The organism is Castellaniella sp. (assembly GCF_004321985.1).
GTDB lineage: Bacteria > Pseudomonadota > Gammaproteobacteria > Burkholderiales > Burkholderiaceae_B > Castellaniella.
Window position 1 is genome coordinate 84,442 of record NZ_SCQN01000009.1, and the last position, 20,478, is coordinate 104,919.

General features: G+C 63.8%; 13 protein-coding genes. 3 read left to right on the forward strand and 10 right to left on the reverse strand.

All coding sequences use genetic code 11. The features are described from left to right. Window positions 1-16: 16 nt before the first annotated feature. Both EPN31_RS01770 and EPN31_RS01775 read left to right on the forward strand, forming a co-directional pair. Window positions 17-1,804, forward strand: coding sequence for an IlvD/Edd family dehydratase (locus tag EPN31_RS01770; protein WP_291768601.1), 1,788 nt, complete (start codon window positions 17-19; stop codon window positions 1,802-1,804). Window positions 1,805-1,869: 65 nt separating this feature from the next. Next, window positions 1,870-3,282, forward strand: a complete 1,413-nt coding sequence (locus tag EPN31_RS01775; protein WP_291768604.1) for an FAD-linked oxidase C-terminal domain-containing protein — start codon at window positions 1,870-1,872, stop codon at window positions 3,280-3,282. Between the two features lie 56 nt (window positions 3,283-3,338). Here the strand turns inward: EPN31_RS01775 and EPN31_RS01780 are convergent, their stop codons facing one another. The 5 genes from EPN31_RS01780 to EPN31_RS01800 all read right to left on the reverse strand — a co-directional run bounded on the left by EPN31_RS01780 (window position 3,339) and on the right by EPN31_RS01800 (window position 9,426). Next, window positions 3,339-5,063 (reverse strand): IlvD/Edd family dehydratase, encoded by a 1,725-nt coding sequence (locus EPN31_RS01780; protein WP_291768608.1) that lies wholly within the window; start codon window positions 5,061-5,063, stop codon window positions 3,339-3,341. 18 nt (window positions 5,064-5,081) lie between these two features. Then, complete coding sequence (locus EPN31_RS01785; RefSeq protein ID WP_291768610.1) at window positions 5,082-5,957, reverse strand: carbohydrate ABC transporter permease; 876 nt, start codon at window positions 5,955-5,957, stop codon at window positions 5,082-5,084. Continuing rightward, window positions 5,954-6,853, reverse strand: a complete 900-nt coding sequence (locus tag EPN31_RS01790) for a carbohydrate ABC transporter permease (protein ID WP_291768612.1) — start codon at window positions 6,851-6,853, stop codon at window positions 5,954-5,956. Before EPN31_RS01790 ends, EPN31_RS01785 begins: the two co-directional genes overlap by 4 nt. A gap of 103 nt (window positions 6,854-6,956) precedes the next feature. Beyond that, window positions 6,957-8,273: an ABC transporter substrate-binding protein gene (locus tag EPN31_RS01795; RefSeq protein WP_291768615.1), complete on the reverse strand. Its 1,317-nt coding sequence runs from the start codon at window positions 8,271-8,273 to the stop codon at window positions 6,957-6,959. Between the two features lie 70 nt (window positions 8,274-8,343). Further along, complete coding sequence (locus tag EPN31_RS01800; protein WP_291768618.1) at window positions 8,344-9,426, reverse strand: ABC transporter ATP-binding protein; 1,083 nt, start codon at window positions 9,424-9,426, stop codon at window positions 8,344-8,346. Between the two features lie 239 nt (window positions 9,427-9,665). Between EPN31_RS01800 and denD the strand changes: the two genes are divergently transcribed. Beyond that, window positions 9,666-10,661, forward strand: coding sequence for a D-erythronate dehydrogenase (gene denD / locus EPN31_RS01805; RefSeq protein WP_291768620.1), 996 nt, complete (start codon window positions 9,666-9,668; stop codon window positions 10,659-10,661). Window positions 10,662-10,664: 3 nt separating this feature from the next. Here denD and EPN31_RS01810 read toward each other — a convergent pair whose 3' ends face one another. The 5 genes from EPN31_RS01810 to rpoB all read right to left on the reverse strand — a co-directional run. After that, on the reverse strand, window positions 10,665-12,110 hold the full coding sequence (locus EPN31_RS01810) for an NAD-dependent succinate-semialdehyde dehydrogenase (protein WP_291768622.1): 1,446 nt from the start codon (window positions 12,108-12,110) through the stop codon (window positions 10,665-10,667). A gap of 113 nt (window positions 12,111-12,223) precedes the next feature. Further along, window positions 12,224-12,979, reverse strand: a complete 756-nt coding sequence (locus EPN31_RS01815) for an SDR family oxidoreductase (RefSeq protein ID WP_291768624.1) — start codon at window positions 12,977-12,979, stop codon at window positions 12,224-12,226. 84 nt (window positions 12,980-13,063) lie between these two features. Beyond that, window positions 13,064-14,197, reverse strand: a complete 1,134-nt coding sequence (locus tag EPN31_RS01820) for an NADH:flavin oxidoreductase/NADH oxidase (RefSeq protein ID WP_291768626.1) — start codon at window positions 14,195-14,197, stop codon at window positions 13,064-13,066. A 79-nt stretch (window positions 14,198-14,276) separates the two neighbouring features. Further along, window positions 14,277-18,536 (reverse strand): DNA-directed RNA polymerase subunit beta', encoded by a 4,260-nt coding sequence (gene rpoC / locus EPN31_RS01825; RefSeq protein ID WP_291768628.1) that lies wholly within the window; start codon window positions 18,534-18,536, stop codon window positions 14,277-14,279. Next, on the reverse strand, window positions 18,536-20,478 hold a 1,943-nt coding region (gene rpoB, locus EPN31_RS01830; RefSeq protein WP_291768630.1), incomplete at its 5' end, for a DNA-directed RNA polymerase subunit beta. The genes rpoC and rpoB, both read right to left, overlap by 1 nt.

Here is a 20,478-nt window from a genome sequence, read left to right on the forward strand (position 1 = left end):
AGGTAGGGATACGTTTATGTCTACATCAGAAAAATCATCGAAACTCCGCAGTCGCAGGTGGTTTGACAGCGCCGCAAATCCGGGGATGACGGCGCTGTACGTCGAACGCTATCTGAATTACGGTCTCACCCGAGAAGAACTCCAGTCCGGCAAACCCATCATCGGCATTGCCCAGACCGGCTCCGATCTGTGCCCCTGCAACCGCCACCACATCGAGCTGGCCAAGCGGACGCGCGACGGGATCCGGGACGCCGGCGGCATTCCAATGGAATTCCCGGTCTATCCGCTGCAGGAAACCGGCATACGCCCCACAGCCGCCATGGAGCGCAACCTCGCTTATCTGGGGCTGGTGGAAGTGCTGCACAGCTACCCGCTGGACGGGGTGGTGCTCACCACCGGCTGCGACAAGACGACGCCCGCCTGTCTGATGGCCGCCGCCACCGTCAACATTCCGGCTATCGTCCTGTCGGGCGGTCCCATGCTGGACGGCTGGTGGCACGGCGAACTGGCCGGCTCAGGCACCGTGATCTGGGAGGCCCGCCGTAAGCTGTCGGTGGGCGAGATCAACTACAACGACTTCATGGACATCGCGGCGTCAGCCGCTCCTTCCGTCGGCCACTGCAACACCATGGGCACCGCACTGTCCATGAACTCGCTGGCAGAAACGCTGGGCATGTCGCTGCCAGGCTGCGCCGCCATCCCGGCCCCCTACCGCGAACGCGGCCAGATGGCCTACGCGACGGGCCGGCGCATCGTCGGCATGGCGCATGAGAACCTGCGTCCGTCCGACATCATGACCAAGCAGGCCTTCGAAAACGCCGTCGTCGCCGCAGCTGCCCTGGGCGCCTCGTCGAACTGCCCTATCCACATGATCGCCATCGCGCGCCACATGGGCGTGGACCACGATCTGCAGGACTGGCAGCGCCTGGGGCCACACATCCCGCTGCTGGTCGATTGCCAGCCGGCCGGGCGCTTCCTGGGTGAAAAATTCCACCGCGCGGGCGGCGTGCCAGGCGTGTTGCGCGAACTGATGCAGGCGGGCAAACTGCACACGGACGTCATGACGGTGACCGGCAAGACGCTGGCTGAAAACCTGAAGGACATCCCTGAAGCCGACCGCGAGGTCATCCGTGCGTACGACAAGCCACTCAAGCCCAACGCGGGCTATGTGGTGCTCACGGGCAATCTGTTCGACAACGCCGTCATCAAGACCAGCGTGATCGACGAGAAATTCCGCCAGCGCTTCCTGGCCGACCCGGCACACCCCAATCGCGTGGACCTGAAGACTGTGGTCTTCGAAGGTCCGGAAGACTACCACGCGCGCATCGAGGACCCTGCACTGGGCATCGACGACAAGACCATCCTGGTCATCCGCAACGTGGGGCCCGTGGGCTACCCGGGCGGTCCCGAAGTGGTCAACATGCAGCCGCCGGCCGCACTGCTCGCCAGGGGCATCGACACGCTGCCAACCATGGGCGACGGCCGCCAGAGCGGAACATCGGCCAGCCCGTCCATCCTGAACGTGACGCCTGAATCCGCCATCGGCGGCGGGCTCGCACTGCTCAAGGACGGCGACGTCATTCGGCTGGACTTGAATACCTGCCGTGTGGACGTCCTGATTCCCGACGAGGAACTGGCCAAGCGGCGCGCCGCCTGGCAGCCGCCGAAGCTGGTGAACCAGACGCCCTGGGAGGAAATCTACCGCAACACCGTCGGCCAGCATGGTACCGGCGCCTGCATGGAGCCCGCCACGCTGTACTTGAACATCATCGAAACCCGCGGCGAAGCCCGCGACAGCCACTGAACGGCACGCACCGCCATGGCCGACGGCACCTTGCCGGCCATGGCGACCCGCGTCCTGAGCCGACCATGGATACCCTGACCCTTAAGATACTGCACCGCGCCATTCCACCCGACTGCGCGAGCGAATTCCGGGCGCTGTTCGGCGACCGCTTCATCACATCAGAGGCCGTCCGGACTCACCACGGGACAGACGAATCCCCCTACCCGGTATGCCCGCCCGACGCCGTAATCTTCCCGCACAACGAGGACGAGGTCGTGCAAATCGTCCGGCTGTGCAACCGGTACAAGGTACCGGTGATCCCCTTCGGGATCGGTTCGTCGCTTGAAGGCCACGTACTCCCCATCCAGGGCGGCATCACACTGGACTTCACCGAGATGAACCGGGTGCTGGCCATCAACGCCGAAGACTTCACCGTCACGGTGCAACCCGGAGTCATCCGCACCCAGTTGAACGACGAAATCCGCGACACCGGGCTGTTCTTCCCCATCGACCCCGGCGCCCACGCTTCCATCGGCGGCATGACCGCCACGCGTGCGTCGGGCACCAACGCCGTGCGCTACGGCACCATGCGCGAAAACGTGGTCTCGCTGAAAGTCGTGACCGCCCAGGGCGACATCGTGCGCACCGCCAGCCGGGCCCGCAAATCGTCTTCTGGTTACGATCTGACCCATCTGTACGTGGGCAGCGAAGGCACGCTGGGCATCATCGTGGAAATCACCGTCCGCGTCTACCCGCGTCCGGAAACGATCTCGGCCGCTATCTGCAACTTCCCGACGCTGTCCGACGCCGTCCAGTCTGTGGTCGAGATCATGCAATACGGCGTGCCCATCGCACGCGTCGAATTCATGGACCAGCACGCGGTCAACGCCGTGAACCGCCACAGCAAGCTCGGGCTGAAGGAAACACCGCTGCTGCTGTTCGAATTCCACGGCAGCAAGACGGGCGTCCAGGAACAGATCGAGGCCGTGCAGGAAATCACGCAGGGTAACGGCGGGATGGACTTCCAGTGGGCGGAGCGTCCCGAGGACCGCACCCGCCTGTGGCACGCGCGGCACAATTCCCATTACGCCGGCCTGCAGCTGCGCCCGGGCAGCCGCAGCGTGGCCACCGATGTCTGCGTGCCGATTTCACGCCTGGCCGACTGCGTGACGCAGACGGCCGCCGATCTGGAAGGCATGCCGTTCCCGTACACCATCGTGGGCCACGTCGGCGACGGCAACTTTCACGTGCAGATGCTGATCGACCCCGACAAGCCCGAAGAATGGCAAAAGTCCGAAGCGATCAACCACCGCCTGGTCCACCGCGCCATCGCCATGGACGGAACCTGCTCAGGCGAGCATGGCGTAGGCATCCACAAGATGGAGTTTCTGAAGGCGGAACACGGGGAAGCCGCACTGGAACTCATGCGCCTGATCAAGCACGCCTACGACCCGAACAACATCTTCAATCCTGGCAAGGTCATCGCGTGGGAGGCCTGATCCGCCCCAACCAGGTTTCAGGGCGCCGTGCGGGGCCCCCCGGACGATACGACCGGCTACGGCTTGGGGACGCTGACGTCGCGCCGGGGCGATTGCAGAAACCCGAAGTCGCAGCCCTGATCGGCCTGCAGCACGGACTCTACATACAGCTTGCGGTAGCCCCGCTGGTCCGGGTCGGGTGACGGTTCGGAACGGGACGCCGCACGCGAGGCCAGCTCCGCATCGCTGACCAACAGGCTCAGGCTGCGGTCATGCACGCTGAGCCGGATGCGGTCCCCGGTGCGCACCAGCGCGAGCGGCCCGCCACAGGCCGACTCAGGCGTCACGTGCAGCACGATGGTGCCAGCCGCGGTACCGCTCATGCGGCCATCCGAAACACGCACCATGTCGTGCACTCCCTGGCGCGCAAGCTTGCGCGGGATAGGGATGTAGCCTGCCTCCGGCATGCCGGGCGCCCCCACGGGGCCAATCTGCCGCAGCACCAGGATGTCGTCCGCCCGGACATCGAGCCCAGGGTCATCCAGGCGCTCGGCCATGTCCTGTGCATTGTCGAAGACGATTGCCCGCCCCTCGTGCTCCATGAGGTCGGCTGAAGCCGCAGACTGCTTGATGATCGCCCCGCCCGGCGCCAGATTGCCGCGCAACACGGCAAAGCTGCCAAGCGGATACACGGGATGATCAAAGGGCCGCACGACGTCCTGGCTGAAGGCCGGCGGCGCGGCATCCAGTTCCTCGCCCAGAGTGCGGCCCGTGACGGTCAGCGCATCCAGATGCAGCAACGGGCGCAATTCGCGCAGCACCGGAGCCAGGCCCCCCGCGTGATGCAGATCGCTCATGTAATGACTGCCCGACGGCTTCAGATCCACCAGAACCGGCGTCTCCTGGCTCATCCGGTCGACCTGGTCCAGATCGATGCGGATGCCCATGCGCCCCGCGATGGCCGTCAGGTGGATGATGCCGTTGGTCGACCCGCCGATCGCCAGCAGCACCCGCAGGGCATTCTCGAACGCATCGGGGGTCAGGATACGCTCCGGCACCAGGTGCTGCGCGATCATGGTGACTGCCTGCTTGCCGGTCTGCTCGGCCATCCGGATGCGGTCGGCCGACACGGCAGGCGCCGTGGCGCCCCCCGGCAACATGATGCCCAATGCCTCGCCCAGGCACGCCATGGTGCTGGCCGTGCCCATGACGCAGCAGGTTCCGACGCTGGCCACCAGATTGTCATTGACGGCTGCGATCTCGTCGCTGTCGATCTCGCCGGCACGATAGCTGCCCCAGTAGCGTCGGCAGTCTGTACACGCCCCGACCCGCGTCCCATGATGCGAGCCATTCAACATGGAGCCAGTCACCAACTGAATGGCGGGCAACCCCGCCGACGCGGCCCCCATGAGCTGCGCCGGTACCGTCTTGTCGCAGCCGCCGATGAGCACGACGGCGTCGATGGGCAGAGCGCGGATCTGCTCCTCGGTGTCCATGGACATCAGGTTGCGCTGGTACATGCTGGTGGGGAAGGCGAAGCTCTCGTGAATCGAGATCGTCGGGAAATCAAACGGCAGGCCGCCCGCCAGCATCACGCCGCGCTTGACGGCCTCGATGAGCTGCGGCATGTTGCCGTGACAGGGATTGAAGCCGCTGCCGGTATTGGTGATGCCCACGATGGGGCGATCCAGTGCGTCGTCGGTGTACCCGGCACCCTTGATGAAGGCCTTGCGCAGGAACAGCGAGAACTCGACGTCCCCGTAACTCGTCAGGCCGCGCTTGAAGCCACCGCTTCCAGACATCGAACACCCCACTTGTCGCTATTCCTTGATGGCACCCGTCATGCCGGATACATAGTACTCCGCAAAAAACGAGTAGATGACCGCCACCGGCAACGACCCCAGCAGCGCGCCCGCCATCAGCTGACCCCAGTGGTAGACGTCGCCCTCGATGAGCTCCGTGGTCATCCCCACGGGTACCGTCTTCATGTCCGACGAGGAGATCAGCGTCAGCGCATAGATGTACTCGTTCCAGGACAGGGTGAAGGCAAAGATGCCGGCCGAAATCAGCCCCGGAACCGATAACGGCAGGACGATCTTCACGAGAATCTGCCAGCGCGTCGCCCCGTCGATGAGCGCGCACTCTTCAAGCTCGTACGGGATGGAACGGAAATAGCCCATCAGCAGCCAGGTAGAGAACGGGATCAGGAAGGTGGGATACGTCAGGATCAGCGCCCAGCGCGAGTCGAACAGCCCCATCTTGAAGACGATGGAAGCCAGCGGAATGAACAGGATGGAAGGCGGAACCAGATACGCAAAGAAGATCGCCATCCCCACCTGCTTGGACCCCTGAAAGCGCAGGCGCTCGATCGCATAGGCGGCGAACGTTCCGCAGGCCAGCGACAGGACGGTCGCCACCACGGACACGATGAGCGTGTTCAGCATCCATTTCGGAAACGGCGTGTTGAACAGCAGATCCTTGAAGTGCTCCAACGTGGGGGCGCTGACCCAGAACGGGTTGCTGGTGTGCAGGGCAAGTTCCGAGGCGGGCTTGAACGCCGTGATCACCATCCAGTAGAACGGAAACAGCAGCACGAACACCAGGATGCCCAATGGGATGTAGACCGTGACCCAGCGGCGAGGCAGGGACTGCAGATACTCCATGCCTTCCGGTTCTGCGTTGTTCTTGTCACTCATTTGTCACCCCCGCGTTGCCAGGCCCGGCGCTGCAGGCCAAAGTACGAGAACAGAACGGATGCCAGAAGGAACGGCACCATCATGATGGCCAGCGCCGAGCCCTCGCCCAGCGCGCCGCCCGAGATCGCCTGCTGATACGACAGCGTCGTCATGAGCTGCGTGGCATTCACCGGACCGCCACGGGTCAGCACGTACACCAACTGGAAGTCGGTGAAGGTGAAGAGCACCGAGAAGGTGGCCACCACAGCGATGATGGGGGTGAGCAGCGGCAGCGTCACATAGCGGAACTGCTGCCAGGGCGTGACCCCATCGATGGCGGCGGCCTCGTAGAGCGTGGGGGAGATGGTCTGCAGGCCAGCCAGCAGCGTGATGGCAAAGAATGGAATCCCGCGCCAGATGTTGGCAATCACCACCGACAGGCGGGCCATCCACGGATCACCCAGGAAATCGATGTAATGGTCGATGAGTCCGAACTTGACCAGCACCCAGCTGATGATGGAGAACTGCGGGTCGTACATCCACCAGAAGGCCAGAGCGGACAGCGCTGTGGGAACGATCCACGGCAGCATGATCACGGACCGGAAGAACGACTGCATGCGCAGCTTGTGATTCAGCAGGACAGCCAGCCACAGGCCGAGCACGAACTTGAAGGCACACGCCACCACCGTATAGAGGATCGTGTTGAACAGCGCCAATCGCGAAATCGGATCACCCACCAGGTAGGCATAATTGCTCAGCCCGATCCAGCGCCCGTCACTGCCGATCGTTGTATCGGTGAACCCCAGCCAGACGCCGAGGCCCAGCGGGTAAGTCAGAAAGAACAGCAGCAAGACGGCGGCTGGAGCCATGAAGATCCAGCCCAGCAGATTGCTGTTGTCAAATCGATGGGACAGCATGGGTACCCCTTTGCGTGATCACGGCCGGGCGGCAGGCGCCCGGCCCGATCAGCCGCGCAACCGATCGCCGGGGCATGGACCGGCGACCAGCCGCACGGGTTGGTCAGGACTTGTAGTAGCGCTTGGCCCGTTCAGCCGCTTCGGCGGCCGCCTGCTTGGGCGTCTTGGAGCCGCTGACGGCGGCTGCAAACATGTCGACCACCACGTAGTTCGCCATCACCGCGGCGGACGCGGCTCCCAGCGGGCCATCGTAGCCATTGTCCAGCATGATGCCCGTCGAATCCCGGTACACGGTGATCTTGGGATCGTTCCAGACAGGATTGGCCTCGTAGGCCTTCAGCGGCTGGCTGACGTAGCCGATGGAAGATTCCATCCAGGGGTTGTACTGGTCGGCTTCCATCATGAACTGCGTGTAGGCCTTTGCCGCATTGGGGTATTTGGAATACTTGAAGTGCATGAACTGGCTGATCTGCATCAGCTCGGTATGCTTGCCGCTGGCCCCCACCGGGAAATGCGAGTGCGCCATGTCCTGAGCCATCGCATTCATCTTCGGATCCTTGGACGTCTTGGCACTGTAGTAGAGCGAAATGCCATTGGCCGTCAGAAAGATCTGGTTGTCCAGGAAGGCCCGGTTGTTGGACGTATCGTTCCAGCCCAGGGTCCCGGGGATGAAGGTCTTGTAGAGCTGGGTCGCATATTCGAGCGCTGCAACGGTCTCGGGGGTATCCAGCACGACCTGGCCCTTCGGACTTGCGACCTTGCCGCCGTGCGACCACAACAGCCAATGGCAGAAATTGTTGCCGTCGCCCACCGCATGGCCGAAAGCAAAGCCGGCCGGTGTGCCCTTGGCCTTCAGCGCCTGGCACAGTTTGAGGAATCCTGCGAGGTCCTTGGGAACCCCATCGAAGCCTGCAGCCTTGACCGCGCTTTCGCGATAGGCAATGGCGTTGCCGTTGGAGCCCAGCGGGATGGCAATCCATTTGCCCCCGTGCCGTCCATAACGCTTGCAGACGTCATACCAGCCGCCGTATTTCTTGCCCAGGTAATCGCCCAGCTCGGACACATCGAGGAGCTTGTCGGGAAACTGCTCGGGATCGTCGAACCAGCTGATGATGATGTCTGGGCCGCTGCCGACACGTGCAGCCAGGGCGGCCTTGGCACGGACGTCTTCCCAGCCTACGTCGTCCACCTTCACGGGGATGCCGGTCTGCTTGGTGAATTTCTCGGTGTTGACCTTCCATTGGTCGGCATCGCCCTGGACGAAGGCGTGCCACCGCAGCACGTTCAGTTTTGCGCCCTTTTCGGGTGCATGCAGCAGCTTGGTTCCGGTACCGGCGGCGGCGGCCAACCCCGGAAAAGCAGTGGAGGCGGCCGCCGCAGCGGTGGTCGTCAGAAAATCACGTCTTGTGAACTTAGCCATGTCTCTGCTCCTTCAAGGAAATTTTCCGTGCACACGGGCACGAACTGCCAGGCCAACCGGCTGGGAAACATCACTGCCTCATTGCTTTTCCGGAACCTTCGTCGAACAGGTGCGTAAACGCCGGGTCCGGCGCCAGGAACACTGTATCGCCCGGATGCAGATTCTGGCGCTCGCGGAATACCGCCACCACGTCGACGGAATCGACACGCGCATGGACTTCGGTGTCAGCCCCGGTGGGTTCGACTACGGTGACCACCGCCTCGAGGCCATGGCCGCTCGTGGCCATGGACATATGCTCCGGGCGCACGCCATAAATGACTTTCTGGCCGTCTTGGCCCAGGCCGCTGGCGGCCCGCGGCACCGGCAGAAGGGTGCCGTTTTCGAAGTGGACCTGGTCGCCTTCGGTCGTGCGATGCAGCACGCCTGGCAGCAGATTCATGGTGGGCGAGCCGATGAAGCTGGCCACGAACAGATTGTCGGGCCGGTCGTAGAGATCCAACGGCTGACCCTGCTGCTCGACCCGGCCATCGTTCATGACCACGATGAGATCGCCCATGGTCATGGCCTCGATCTGGTCATGGGTCACATAGACGGACGTGGCCTGCAGCCGCTGGTGCAGCGCGCGGATTTCCGCACGCATCTGCACCCGCAGCTTGGCATCCAGATTGGACAGCGGTTCGTCGAACAGAAAGACCTGGGGGTTGCGGACAATGGCACGCCCCATGGCCACCCGCTGGCGCTGTCCGCCGGACAGTTGACGCGGATAACGCTTCAAGAGCTGGGACAAACCGAGGATTTCCGAGGCCTGGTCCACACGCTTGCGGATTTCGTCGCGATCGGTCTGGGCCAGCATGAGCGAGAACGCCATGTTGTCGAAAACCGTCATGTGGGGATAAAGCGCGTAGTTCTGGAACACCATCGCGACGTCGCGCGCTTTGGGCGACAGGGTGTTGACGACACGACCGTCGATCAGGATCTCGCCACCGGAGATCTGCTCCAGCCCGGCCAGCATGCGCAGCAAGGTGGACTTCCCGCACCCGGAAGGTCCCACCAGTACGACGAACTGACCGTCTTTGACTTCTACGTCCACCCCCCGAATGACCTGGGTGCCACCAAAGGACTTCTGAACTGCCCGGAGCTGCACTGATGCCATTGCACGTCCTTGTGTTCGAATTCTGGTCTGCTTGATTGCCTACCGGAATTCTGCACTACGTCCGGACGCCACGTAAGCAGGGAAATCCCCATCATGCGCACCGACTGTTCACATTATGGAATTTTTTAGGGATAACAACCCTTCACGATCGCCACGCCTCACCGTAAGATGAGGTGGCCGCAGTCGGCAAAATCACGCAGGCCGGAGTCCGTCGGCCCGCACCCAACCAGAGGTTCGACATGCATATCCTGATCATTGGCGCCGCGGGCATGATTGGCCGCAAGCTCACCCAACGCCTGGCGGCGGACGGGCGACTGGGCCACGCAACCGTGGACCAACTGACGCTAGCCGATGTCATCGCACCGGACACGCCGACCCGCTTCGGCGGCACCGTGAACACCATCGCCATCGACCTGGCGCAGCCAGGAGCCGCAACCAGCCTGGTGGCCGCGCGCCCCGACGTGATCTTCCACCTGGCCGCCATCGTCTCGGGCGAAGCCGAGGCGAATTTCGACAAGGGCTACCGCATCAACCTGGACGGCACGCGCTTCCTGCTGGAAGCCATCCGCCAGCAAGGCCTGCAGACGCCATACCGGCCACGGCTGGTGTTCACGTCCTCCATCGCGGTGTTCGGTGCGCCGTTCCCCGACCGCATCGACGACGAATTCTTCTCCACACCGCTGACCAGCTATGGCACCCAGAAGGCGATCGACGAGCTGTTGCTGTCGGATTACACGCGCAAGGGATTCCTGGACGGCATCGCCATCCGCCTGCCCACCATCTGTGTGCGCCCCGGCAAACCGAACAAGGCGGCCTCGGGGTTCTTCTCCAACATCCTGCGCGAACCGCTGTCCGGCCAGGAAGCCGTGCTGCCGGTGTCCACCGACGTGCGCCACTGGTTTGCCAGCCCACGAGCCGCGATCGGCTTTCTGACTCACGCGGGAACGCTGGACCTGGCCCGGCTGGGCAACCGGCGCTGCCTCAGCATGCCAGGGCTGTCGGCCACGGTGGGCGAAGAAATCGAGGCCCTGCGTCGCATCGCCGGCGAATCGGCGGTGCGCCTCATCCGCCACGAGCCCGATCAGACCATCATCGACATCGTGGCGGGCTGGCCGCGCAATTTCGACACCCGGCGGGCCGTTGCGCTGGGCTTCAAGGCGGATGCGGACTTCGACCAGATCATCCGCATCCACATCGACGACGAGCTTGGCGGCAAGGCCGGCGCCGGGGCCTGACCGTCAGACACCGACGGCCGAGACCGCCTTGGTGTTGAGGTAGGTTTCCAGCGCTTCGGGGCCGCCTTCCGAGCCGTAGCCGGAATCCTTGATACCGCCAAAGGGCAGCTCGGCCGACGGAGTGGCCGGCTGATTGATCCAGAGCATGCCGGCCTGGATCTGGTCGGCCAGCAAGCGCACGTTCTTGAAAGAGCGCGTGAAGGCGTAGGCCGACAGACCGAACGACAGGCGATTCGCCTCGGTGATGGCTTCGTCCAGGTGATCGAAGGTGCGGATACCGGCAATCGGGCCGAAGGGTTCCTTGTTGAACAGATCGGCTTCGAGCGACAGGTTGGTCACCACGGTCGGCGCAAAGAAGTTCCCCGCCTGGCCGACGCGCGCTCCGCCCGTGACGATCTCGGCACCACGTTTGCGCGCATCGGCGACCACTTCTTCCATGGCCGTGATGCGGCGCGGGTTGGCCAACGGCCCGAGCGTTGTACCTTCCGACAGGCCGTCGCCCAGATTCAGGGACTCCGCGTACTTCACGAAGGCCTGCGTGAAAGGCTTCTCGAGGCTCTTGTGCACCAGGAAGCGGGTCGGCGAAATGCAGACCTGCCCGGCATTACGGAACTTCGACATGGCCGAGACCTTCACCGCTACATCCAGGTCGGCGTCGTCTGCAATGATCACCGGCGCGTGGCCGCCCAGTTCCATCGTGACGCGCTTCATATGCGCACCTGCCAGCGACGCCAGTTGTTTGCCAACGGGGATCGACCCCGTGAACGTCACCATCTGGATTGTGGGATGCGCGATCAGATAGCTGGAAATTTCAGCCGGATTGCCATAGACGAGGCCTACCACCCCCGCCGGCACGCCGGCGTCCACGAAAGTCTGCAGCAGCGCCGCCGGAGAGGCCGGCGTTTCCTCGGGGGCCTTGCACAGGATGGAGCAGCCCGCCGCCAGCGCCGGGCCCAACTTGCGTACGACCTGATTGATCGGGAAGTTCCACGGCGTGAACGCGGCCACTGGTCCGACCGGCTCCTTGATCACCAATTGCAGCGCGCTGACATTGCGCGACGGCACGATGCGGCCATAGACGCGCAGGCCCTCGTCGGCGAACCATTCGATCAGGCCTGCACCCGCCAGCGTCTCAGCCGTGGCTTCAGCCAGCGGCTTGCCCTGTTCCCGGGTGAGCAGGCGCGCAATGTCGCCCGCGCGCTCACGCAGCAACGCCGCTGCGCGGCGCATTGTGGCGGCACGCTCGTGGGCGGAAGTGTTCCGCCACACAGTGAAGCCATCCTGAGCGGCTTTCAGCGCCCGGTCGAGATCCACCTTGGACGCATGGGCGACCTTTCCGATGACCTCGCCGGTTGCGGGATTCAGGACATCCAGTGTCTTGCCATCGGCGGCATCCACCCACTGGTTGGCGATCAAAAGCTTGGTATTCGGGTATTGAGTAGCAGTCATGGGGAAACCTGAAAACATTGAAAAAACACTGCGGCGAGCGCCCGCTCAAGGGCGGACCACGCCGCGCTCGATGGAAGTTCTGCCAGTCGAGTGTAGTACGAATCACCAGGCCGTCAGAGGACGCTGGTGGTGCCGCCATCTACGGCCAGGATCTGGCCAGTCACGAATCCGGACTCCCGTGCCGCCAGGAACACGACGGCAGAGGCAATATCCTCCGGGCTCCCCCAGCGCTTCTGCGGAACCCGCTCCACCAGCCACGCGTTGAAGGCCTCGTCGTGCCAGAGCGCCTCGGTCAGTTCCGTGCGGATGTAGCCGGGCGCCACCGCATTCACCGTGACGCCCGAGTCTGCGAATTCCGCCGCCCATTGCCGGGTCACGCCATGCAGCGCCGACTTGGCCGCCACGTAGGCCGTGATGTCTCGGCGACCCAGTATCGCCGTGATCGAGCCCGTGAAGATGATGCGTCCGTGCCCGCGACTGGCCATGCCGGCGGCCAGATGGCGTCCCAGGGCCCACTGCGCGGTGAGGTTCGTGAACACGATCCGTTCGAACTCCGACTGCGGCACACTGAACAGCGGCGCGCGGTACTGCACGCCGGCATTGGCGAACAGGATGTCAATGGCGCCAAGCTCGGCCACTTTTGCATCCACCACGCGCTTCGCGCCCTCGACATCGGCCACATCGAAGATGGCGACATGCGCCGCTATGCCTTCCTCGCGCAGCAGGCCCACCGCCTCTTCCACCGCTACGGCGTTGCGGCCATTGAGGATGACGGTGGCGCCCTGCTTCCCGAGCGCGCGGGCGGAGGCAAGCCCAATGCCTCGCGACGACCCGGTGACAAGCGCAACCTGCCCGGCAAGATCAAACATGATGAACTCTCAGTGAGTGTTGGGTTCCCCGAGGATAACCCACATGCGGCCTGCCGCCACAGTGACTCCCCGAGGTGGGAGGAGTCACTTGCGCAGACGCGCCTTTGTGGAACCGACGAGCCGTTCCTCGAACACTCCCCGTACGCCGTGCGGCTGGCTGCGCCAGTACTGGGCGGGCGCCGTCACACTGGCACCCAGCTCGGCTGCGGCCCGCCAGGGCCAGTGCGGGTTCCACAGCAACGCACGGGCCAGCGTCACCAGATCGGCGGACCCGCCAGATACGATGTCTTCGGCCTGCCGGGGCTCCGTGATCAAGCCCACCGCACTCGTCAGCATCCCGGCTGCGCGGCGGATCTCACGGGCAAACGGCACCTGATAGCCCGGCCCGGCCTGGATCTGCTGCTGCGCGCTCAGACCGCCCGAGGATACGTCTATCCAGTCGCAGCCAAGTTCGCGGACACGCTGCGCCAAAGCGACGGTCTGGGGCAGATCCCAGCCGCCTGCTACCCAATCGGTGGCGGACACACGAATGCCCAGCGGCCGATGGGACCAGACCTGGCGCACGGCATCGAACAGCTCCAAGGGATAGCGCAGACGGTTCTCCAGCGAGCCGCCATACTCATCCGTACGTTGATTGGAGATCGGCGACAGGAACTGATGCACCAGGTAGCCGTGGGCAAAGTGCAACTGAATCGCCGCGAGTCCAAGGCGGTCCGTCCGCCGGGCAGCAGTGACGAAAGCGTCCCGAATGCGGACCAGATCCTTCCGGTCCAGCGCGGCCGGCGGGTGATCCCCTTCGTGAATCGGTACGGCGGAAGGCGCGACGGTCTGCCACCCCCCGGTGTCCGCAGGTGCGATCTGATGACCGCCCCCCCAGGGCACCTCGCAGGACGCCTTGCGCCCGGCATGGCCCAGCTGAATCCCGATCGGCATGTCGCTACTGGCGCGCACGCCGTCCAGGACTTCAGCAAGCGCGTGCTCATTGGCATCCGAGTAAATCCCCAGATCGCCGTAGGTGATCCGCCCCTCGGGCTCGACCGCCGTCGCTTCGATCAACAGCAAGGCGGCACCGCTGCCGGCCAGTGTCCCCCAATGCGTACGATGCCACTGGCTGGCACTGCCCTCTACCGCGCTGTATTGACACATCGGGCTGACCACGATGCGGTTGGGCAGCGTCAGGCCCTTCAGGGCCAAGGGCGAAAAAAGCGAAGATCCCATTTCGTTTCCACCTGCAAAGAAAAACCCCCGATTTCCGGCTCACACGGAATATCGGGGGGGTAGGCTCAGAACCCGGCGATCACTCGTCGGACGGAACGTCCTGTGCTGCGGATTCCCCGTTGCCCGACTCGTCGTCGGACCCCACGTGCACCACTTCTTCGGAGTCACCAAACGGGTTGGCCTGCTCGCGCGCAGCCGCCCGCTCCGCCGCCTCGAAGACCTCGCGAGCGTGACGCGCCTCGTGATAGGCCATACCGGTGCCGGCCGGAATCAGACGCCCGACGATCACATTTTCCTTCAGGCCCCGCAGATCATCGCGCTTGCCCATGATGGCCGCCTCGGTGAGTACGCGGGTAGTTTCCTGGAAGGAAGCCGCCGAGATGAACGAATCCGTGGACAGCGAGGCCTTCGTGATGCCCAGCAGCACGTTATCGTACGTCGCAGGCAGCTTGCCATCGGCATCCATGCGGTCGTTTTCGTTCAACAGCTCGGCGCGTTCGACCTGCTCGCCCGTGATGAACGACGTATCGCCAGAACTGGTGATGTTCACGCGACGCAGCATCTGACGCACGATGACCTCGATGTGCTTGTCGTTGATCTTCACGCCTTGCAGACGATAGACGTCCTGCACTTCGTTGACGACATAGGACGCCAGCGCCTCGATACCCTGCAGGCGCAGGATGTCGTGCGGGTCGGCCGGGCCGTCTACGATCAGTTCGCCCTTGTTGACGACTTGGCCATCGTGCACCAGAACCTGCTTTTCCTTGGAAATCAGGAATTCGTGGCTGGTGCCGTCCATGTCGGTGATGACCAGGCGCTGCTTGCCCTTGGTATCCTTGCCGAAGGAGACCGTACCGGTGACCTCGGCCAGCATGCCGGCGTCCTTGGGCGAACGGGCCTCGAAGAGCTCGGCCACACGCGGCAGACCACCCGTAATGTCGCGAGTCTTCTGGGATTCCTGCGGAATGCGGGCCAGGAAGTCGCCTTCGCCGACCTTTTGGCCGTCGCGCACCGTGACGAGCGCGCCCACCGGCAGCGAGATGGCCACCGCGTGATCCGTACCTGCGACCTTGATCTCCTGACCCTGCTCATCCAGCAGCAGGATCTGGGGCCGTTGCGCAGCCTTGCCACCGCGCGTCGTCTTCGGGGTGATGACGACCAGCGTGGACAGACCGGTGATCTCATCCACCTGGCGCGCCACCGTGACGCCTTCCTCGATGTTGGCGAAGCGCACCGTGCCGTGGTATTCGGACACGATGGGGCGGGTGAGCGGATCCCAGGTGGCCAGTTTGGTGCCGGCCTTCACGCTGTTGCCGTCGCCCACCAGGATGGTGGCCCCGTAGGGAATCTTGTGACGTTCGCGCTCGCGGTGATTGTCGTCCACCAGCACGACCTCGCCAGAACGCGATACGGCGATGCGATCGCCCTTGCCGTTGGTCAGATACCGCAGACCGATGGCAAAGCCGATGGTCCCGGCGGACTTGGTTTCCACAGAGCTCGCCATCGCGGAACGCGACGCCGCGCCACCGATGTGGAAGGTCCGCATCGTCAGCTGTGTGCCCGGCTCACCGATGGACTGGGCGGCGATCACACCCACCGCTTCGCCCTTGTTGACCAGCGAGCCGCGGCCCAGGTCGCGACCGTAGCACTTGGCGCACAGACCGTGGCGGGTCTCGCAGGTCAGCGGTGTGCGGATCTTGACCTCATCGACGCCTGCTTCATCCAGCAGTTCCACCTGATGCTCGTCCAGCAGCGTGCCAGCGGAAATCAAGGTCCCCTGAGTTTCAGGGTTGACGATGTCGGCAACCGCCACACGGCCAAGGACGCGGTCCTTCAAGGCCTCGACGACTTCACCGCCTTCGACCAGCGCCTTCATGATGTAGCCGTTCGTGGTGCCGCAATCGTCTTCGGTGATGACCAGATCCTGGGTCACGTCCACCAGGCGGCGCGTCAGGTAACCGGAGTTGGCGGTCTTCAGCGCCGTGTCGGCCAGGCCTTTACGCGCGCCGTGCGTGGAGATGAAGTACTGCAGGACGTTCAGGCCTTCGCGGAAGTTGGCCGTGATCGGCGTCTCGATGATGGAGCCGTCCGGCTTGGCCATCAGGCCGCGCATGCCGGCGAGCTGCCGGATCTGGGCCGCCGAACCGCGCGCCCCCGAGTCGGCCATCATGTAGATGGAATTGAAGGATTCCTGACGAGCAGGCTTGCCATGGCGGTCGACGACCGGTTCCGTGGATAGCTGTTCCATCATGGCCTTGCCCACCCGGTCACCGGCCTTGCCCCAGATATCGACCACGTTGTTGTAGCGTTCCTGGGCCGTCACCAGGCCGGAGGAATACTGCCGATCGATTTCCTTGACCTCGGCGGACGCCTGCGCCAGGATTTCGGCCTTGGCATCAGGTACGATCATGTCGCCCATGGCGATCGAGACACCCGCGCGCGTTGCCAGGCGGAAGCCCGTCTTCATCAGCTTGTCGGCAAAGATCACCGTATCGCGCAGCCCGCAGCGGCGGTACGACAGATTGATGAGTTTGGCGATTTCCTTTTTCTTCAGGGCCTTGTTCAGGACACTGAAGGACAGGCCATGCGGCAGGATCTCGGACAGCAGCGCGCGGCCCACCGTGGTCTGGAAGCGGTGCGGCTCAGCGTGCCACTCGCCCTCCTCGTCCTTGGTGTATTCCGGCAGCCGCGTCGTGATGCGGGTCTGCAGCTCGACTTCATGGTTGTCGTAGGCGCGCTGGACCTCGGCCAAGTCAGCCAGGAACATGCCCTCGCCCTTGCCGTTGATGCGCTCGCGCGATGCGTAGTACAGACCCAGCACCATGTCCTGGGACGGCACGATGGACGGCTCGCCGTTGGCCGGGAACAGGATGTTGTTCGAGGCCAGCATCAGCGTGCGGCACTCGAGCTGGGCTTCCAGCGACAGCGGGACGTGCACGGCCATCTGGTCGCCGTCGAAGTCGGCATTGAAAGCGGCGCAGACCAGCGGGTGCAGCTGGATGGCCTTGCCTTCGATCAGTTGCGGCTCGAACGCCTGGATCCCCAGCCGGTGCAACGTCGGCGCGCGGTTGAGCATCACCGGGTGCTCGCGAATCACGTCTTCCAGGATGTCCCAGACCACCGGTTCCTGGCTCTCGACCAGCTTTTTGGCGGCCTTGATCGTGGTCGCCAGGCCCATGAGCTCCAGCTTGTTGAAGATGAACGGCTTGAAAAGTTCCAGCGCCATGAGCTTGGGCAGGCCGCACTGATGCAGATTCAGCGACGGACCCACCGTGATCACGGAGCGCCCTGAGTAATCCACACGCTTGCCCAGCAGGTTCTGGCGGAAGCGCCCGCTCTTGCCCTTGATCATGTCGGCCAGGGACTTGAGCTGGCGCTTGTTGGCGCCCGTCATGGCCTTGCCTCGGCGGCCGTTGTCCAGCAGTGAATCCACCGCCTCCTGCAGCATGCGCTTTTCGTTGCGCAGGATGATGTCCGGCGCCTTCAGCTCCAGCAGGCGCTTGAGGCGATTGTTGCGGTTGATGACGCGGCGATACAGATCGTTCAGATCGGACGTAGCAAAGCGGCCGCCATCCAGCGGCACCAGCGGGCGCAGGTCCGGCGGCAGCACCGGCAGCACGTCCATGATCATCCAGTCCGGCTTGATGCTGGACTTCTGGAAGCCTTCCAGGACCTTCAGGCGCTTGGAGATCTTCTTGATCTTGGCGTCCGAGCCGGTCGCTTTCAGTTCGGCGCGCAGCTTCTCGACTTCCTGGTCGATGTCGATAGTGCGCAGCAGCTCGCGCACGGCCTCGGCACCCATCAGGGCGTGGAAGTCATCGCCGTATTCTTCGGTCTTGGCCAGGTAGTCGTCATCGGACATGATCTGACCGCGCTTGAGCGGTGTCATGCCGGGTTCGATCACGCACCAGGCCTCGAAATACAGGACGCGCTCGATGTCGCGCAGCGTCATGTCGAGCACCATCCCCAGGCGCGACGGCAGCGACTTCAGGAACCAGATGTGGGCCACCGGGCTCGCCAGCTCGATGTGCCCCATGCGCTCGCGGCGCACCTTGGCCACCGTGACCTCGACGCCGCATTTTTCGCAGATGACGCCACGGTGCTTCAGGCGCTTGTACTTGCCGCACAGGCACTCGTAGTCCTTGATCGGGCCAAAGATCTTGGCGCAGAACAGGCCGTCGCGCTCCGGCTTGAAGGTCCGGTAGTTGATGGTTTCGGGCTTGCGGACCTCGCCATAAGACCAGGAACGGATCTTCTCGGGCGAGGCAATGCCGATGCGAATGGCATCGAATTGCTCGTCCTGGGAGACTTGCTTGAAGAGATCGAGTAGCGCTTTCATTATTTACGCTCCAGATCCATGTCCAGAGACAGGGACCGAATTTCCTTGACCAGCACGTTGAACGATTCGGGCATGCCCGCGTCGATCACGTGATCGCCCTTCACGATGTTTTCATAGACCTTGGTGCGGCCGGTGATATCGTCGGACTTCACAGTCAACATTTCCTGGAGGGTGTAGGCTGCGCCATAGGCTTCCAGGGCCCAGACTTCCATTTCCCCGAAGCGCTGACCACCGAATTGCGCCTTGCCGCCCAGCGGCTGCTGGGTGACCAGGGAGTACGGTCCGGTGGAACGCGCATGCATCTTGTCGTCCACCAAGTGGTGCAGCTTCAGGAAGTGCATGTAGCCCACCGTGACTGGACGCTCGAACTCTTCGCCCGTGCGGCCATCGGTCAGCCAGGCCTGCGTGCGGCCATTGGTGAGCTTCAGGCGCTCGGCGACGTCGTCCGGGTAGGCGACCTCCAGCATGTGCCGGATGTCCTCTTCCGGCGCACCGTCGAACACGGGCGTCGCCAGCGGCACGCCGTCGCGCAGGTTGTTGGCCAACACCCGGATTTCGTCGTCCGTGAGTTCGTCCAGCCGAACCGGCGTGCCGCGCGAGTTATAGATCGTGTCGAGCAGCTTGCGCAGGGACTTGATCTGCACAGTACGTTCGGCATCGAGCATCTCGGCGATACGCCGGCCCAGGCCGCGTGCCGCCCAGCCCAGGTGCACTTCCAGCACCTGGCCGATGTTCATCCGGGAAGGCACCCCCAGCGGGTTGAGCACGATGTCCATCGGTGTGCCGTCGGCCATATGCGGCATGTCTTCCACCGGCACGATGCGCGAGACCACGCCCTTGTTGCCGTGGCGGCCGGCCATCTTGTCGCCCGGCTGCAGGCGGCGCTTGACGGCCAGGTAGACCTTGATCATCTTCAGCACACCGGGCGGCAGTTCGTCGCCCTGGGTAAGCTTCTTGCGCTTTTCCTCGAAGGCCAGATCGAACTGGTGGCGTTTCTGCTCCAGGGCGTCCTTGACCTGCTCCAGCGCCACCGCGGCGTCCTCATCGGACAGGCGCACATCGAACCACTGCCAGCGATCCAGATCATCCAGGTATTCGCCCGTGAGCGCAGTCCCCTTGGCGAGCTTGCGCGGACCGCCGTTGGCGACCTTGCCGATCAGCGTCTTGCGCAGACGATCGAAGGCGTCGTTTTCCACGATACGCAGCTGGTCGTTCAGATCCTGGCGATAGCGGCGCAGTTCCTCGTCGATGATGGACTGGGCACGCTTGTCGCGCGTGATGCCTTCACGCGTGAAGGCCTGCACGTCGATCACCGTCCCCACCATGCCCGACGGCACGCGAAGGGACGTGTCCTTCACGTCGGAAGCCTTCTCGCCGAAAATGGCGCGCAGCAGCTTCTCTTCCGGAGTGAGCTGGGTTTCACCCTTCGGGGTGACCTTGCCCACCAGCACGTCGTCCGCCTTGACCTCGGCACCGATGTGCACGATGCCGGACTCGTCCAGCCGATTGAGCTGCGTTTCCGCCAGATTGGAGATGTCGCGCGTGATTTCTTCATCACCCAGCTTGGTGTTGCGCGCCACGACCGTCAGTTCCTCGATGTGGATCGAGGTATAGCGGTCATCGGCCACCACGCGCTCGGAAATCATCACCGAGTCTTCGTAGTTGTAGCCGTTCCAGGGCATGAACGCGATCAGCATGTTCTGCCCCAGGGCGAGCTCGCCCAGGTCGCTGGAAGCGCCATCGGCCAGCACGTCGCCGCGCGCCACGTGATCACCACGTGAGACGATGGGGCGCTGGTTGATGTTGGTGTTCTGGTTGGAGCGCGTGTACTTCTTCAGGTTGTAGATGTCCACGCCCACTTCGCCGGCGATGTTCTCGTGGTCGTCCACGCGGATCACCACCCGCTCGGCATCGACGAAATCGACGATACCGCCACGCTTGG

Bases quoted from the DNA above. Each gene is read 5' to 3' on its own strand.
- EPN31_RS01770 (WP_291768601.1), top strand. From the start codon at position 17: ATGTCTACATCAGAAAAATCATCGAAACTCCGCAGTCGCAGGTGGTTT.
- EPN31_RS01775 (WP_291768604.1), top strand. From the start codon at position 1,870: ATGGATACCCTGACCCTTAAGATACTGCACCGCGCCATTCCACCCGAC.
- EPN31_RS01780 (WP_291768608.1), bottom strand. From the start codon at position 5,063: ATGTCTGGAAGCGGTGGCTTCAAGCGCGGCCTGACGAGTTACGGGGAC.
- EPN31_RS01785 (WP_291768610.1), bottom strand. From the start codon at position 5,957: ATGAGTGACAAGAACAACGCAGAACCGGAAGGCATGGAGTATCTGCAG.
- EPN31_RS01790 (WP_291768612.1), bottom strand. From the start codon at position 6,853: ATGCTGTCCCATCGATTTGACAACAGCAATCTGCTGGGCTGGATCTTC.
- EPN31_RS01795 (WP_291768615.1), bottom strand. From the start codon at position 8,273: ATGGCTAAGTTCACAAGACGTGATTTTCTGACGACCACCGCTGCGGCG.
- EPN31_RS01800 (WP_291768618.1), bottom strand. From the start codon at position 9,426: ATGGCATCAGTGCAGCTCCGGGCAGTTCAGAAGTCCTTTGGTGGCACC.
- denD (WP_291768620.1), top strand. From the start codon at position 9,666: ATGCATATCCTGATCATTGGCGCCGCGGGCATGATTGGCCGCAAGCTC.
- EPN31_RS01810 (WP_291768622.1), bottom strand. From the start codon at position 12,110: ATGACTGCTACTCAATACCCGAATACCAAGCTTTTGATCGCCAACCAG.
- EPN31_RS01815 (WP_291768624.1), bottom strand. From the start codon at position 12,979: ATGTTTGATCTTGCCGGGCAGGTTGCGCTTGTCACCGGGTCGTCGCGA.
- EPN31_RS01820 (WP_291768626.1), bottom strand. From the start codon at position 14,197: ATGGGATCTTCGCTTTTTTCGCCCTTGGCCCTGAAGGGCCTGACGCTG.
- rpoC (WP_291768628.1), bottom strand. From the start codon at position 18,536: ATGAAAGCGCTACTCGATCTCTTCAAGCAAGTCTCCCAGGACGAGCAA.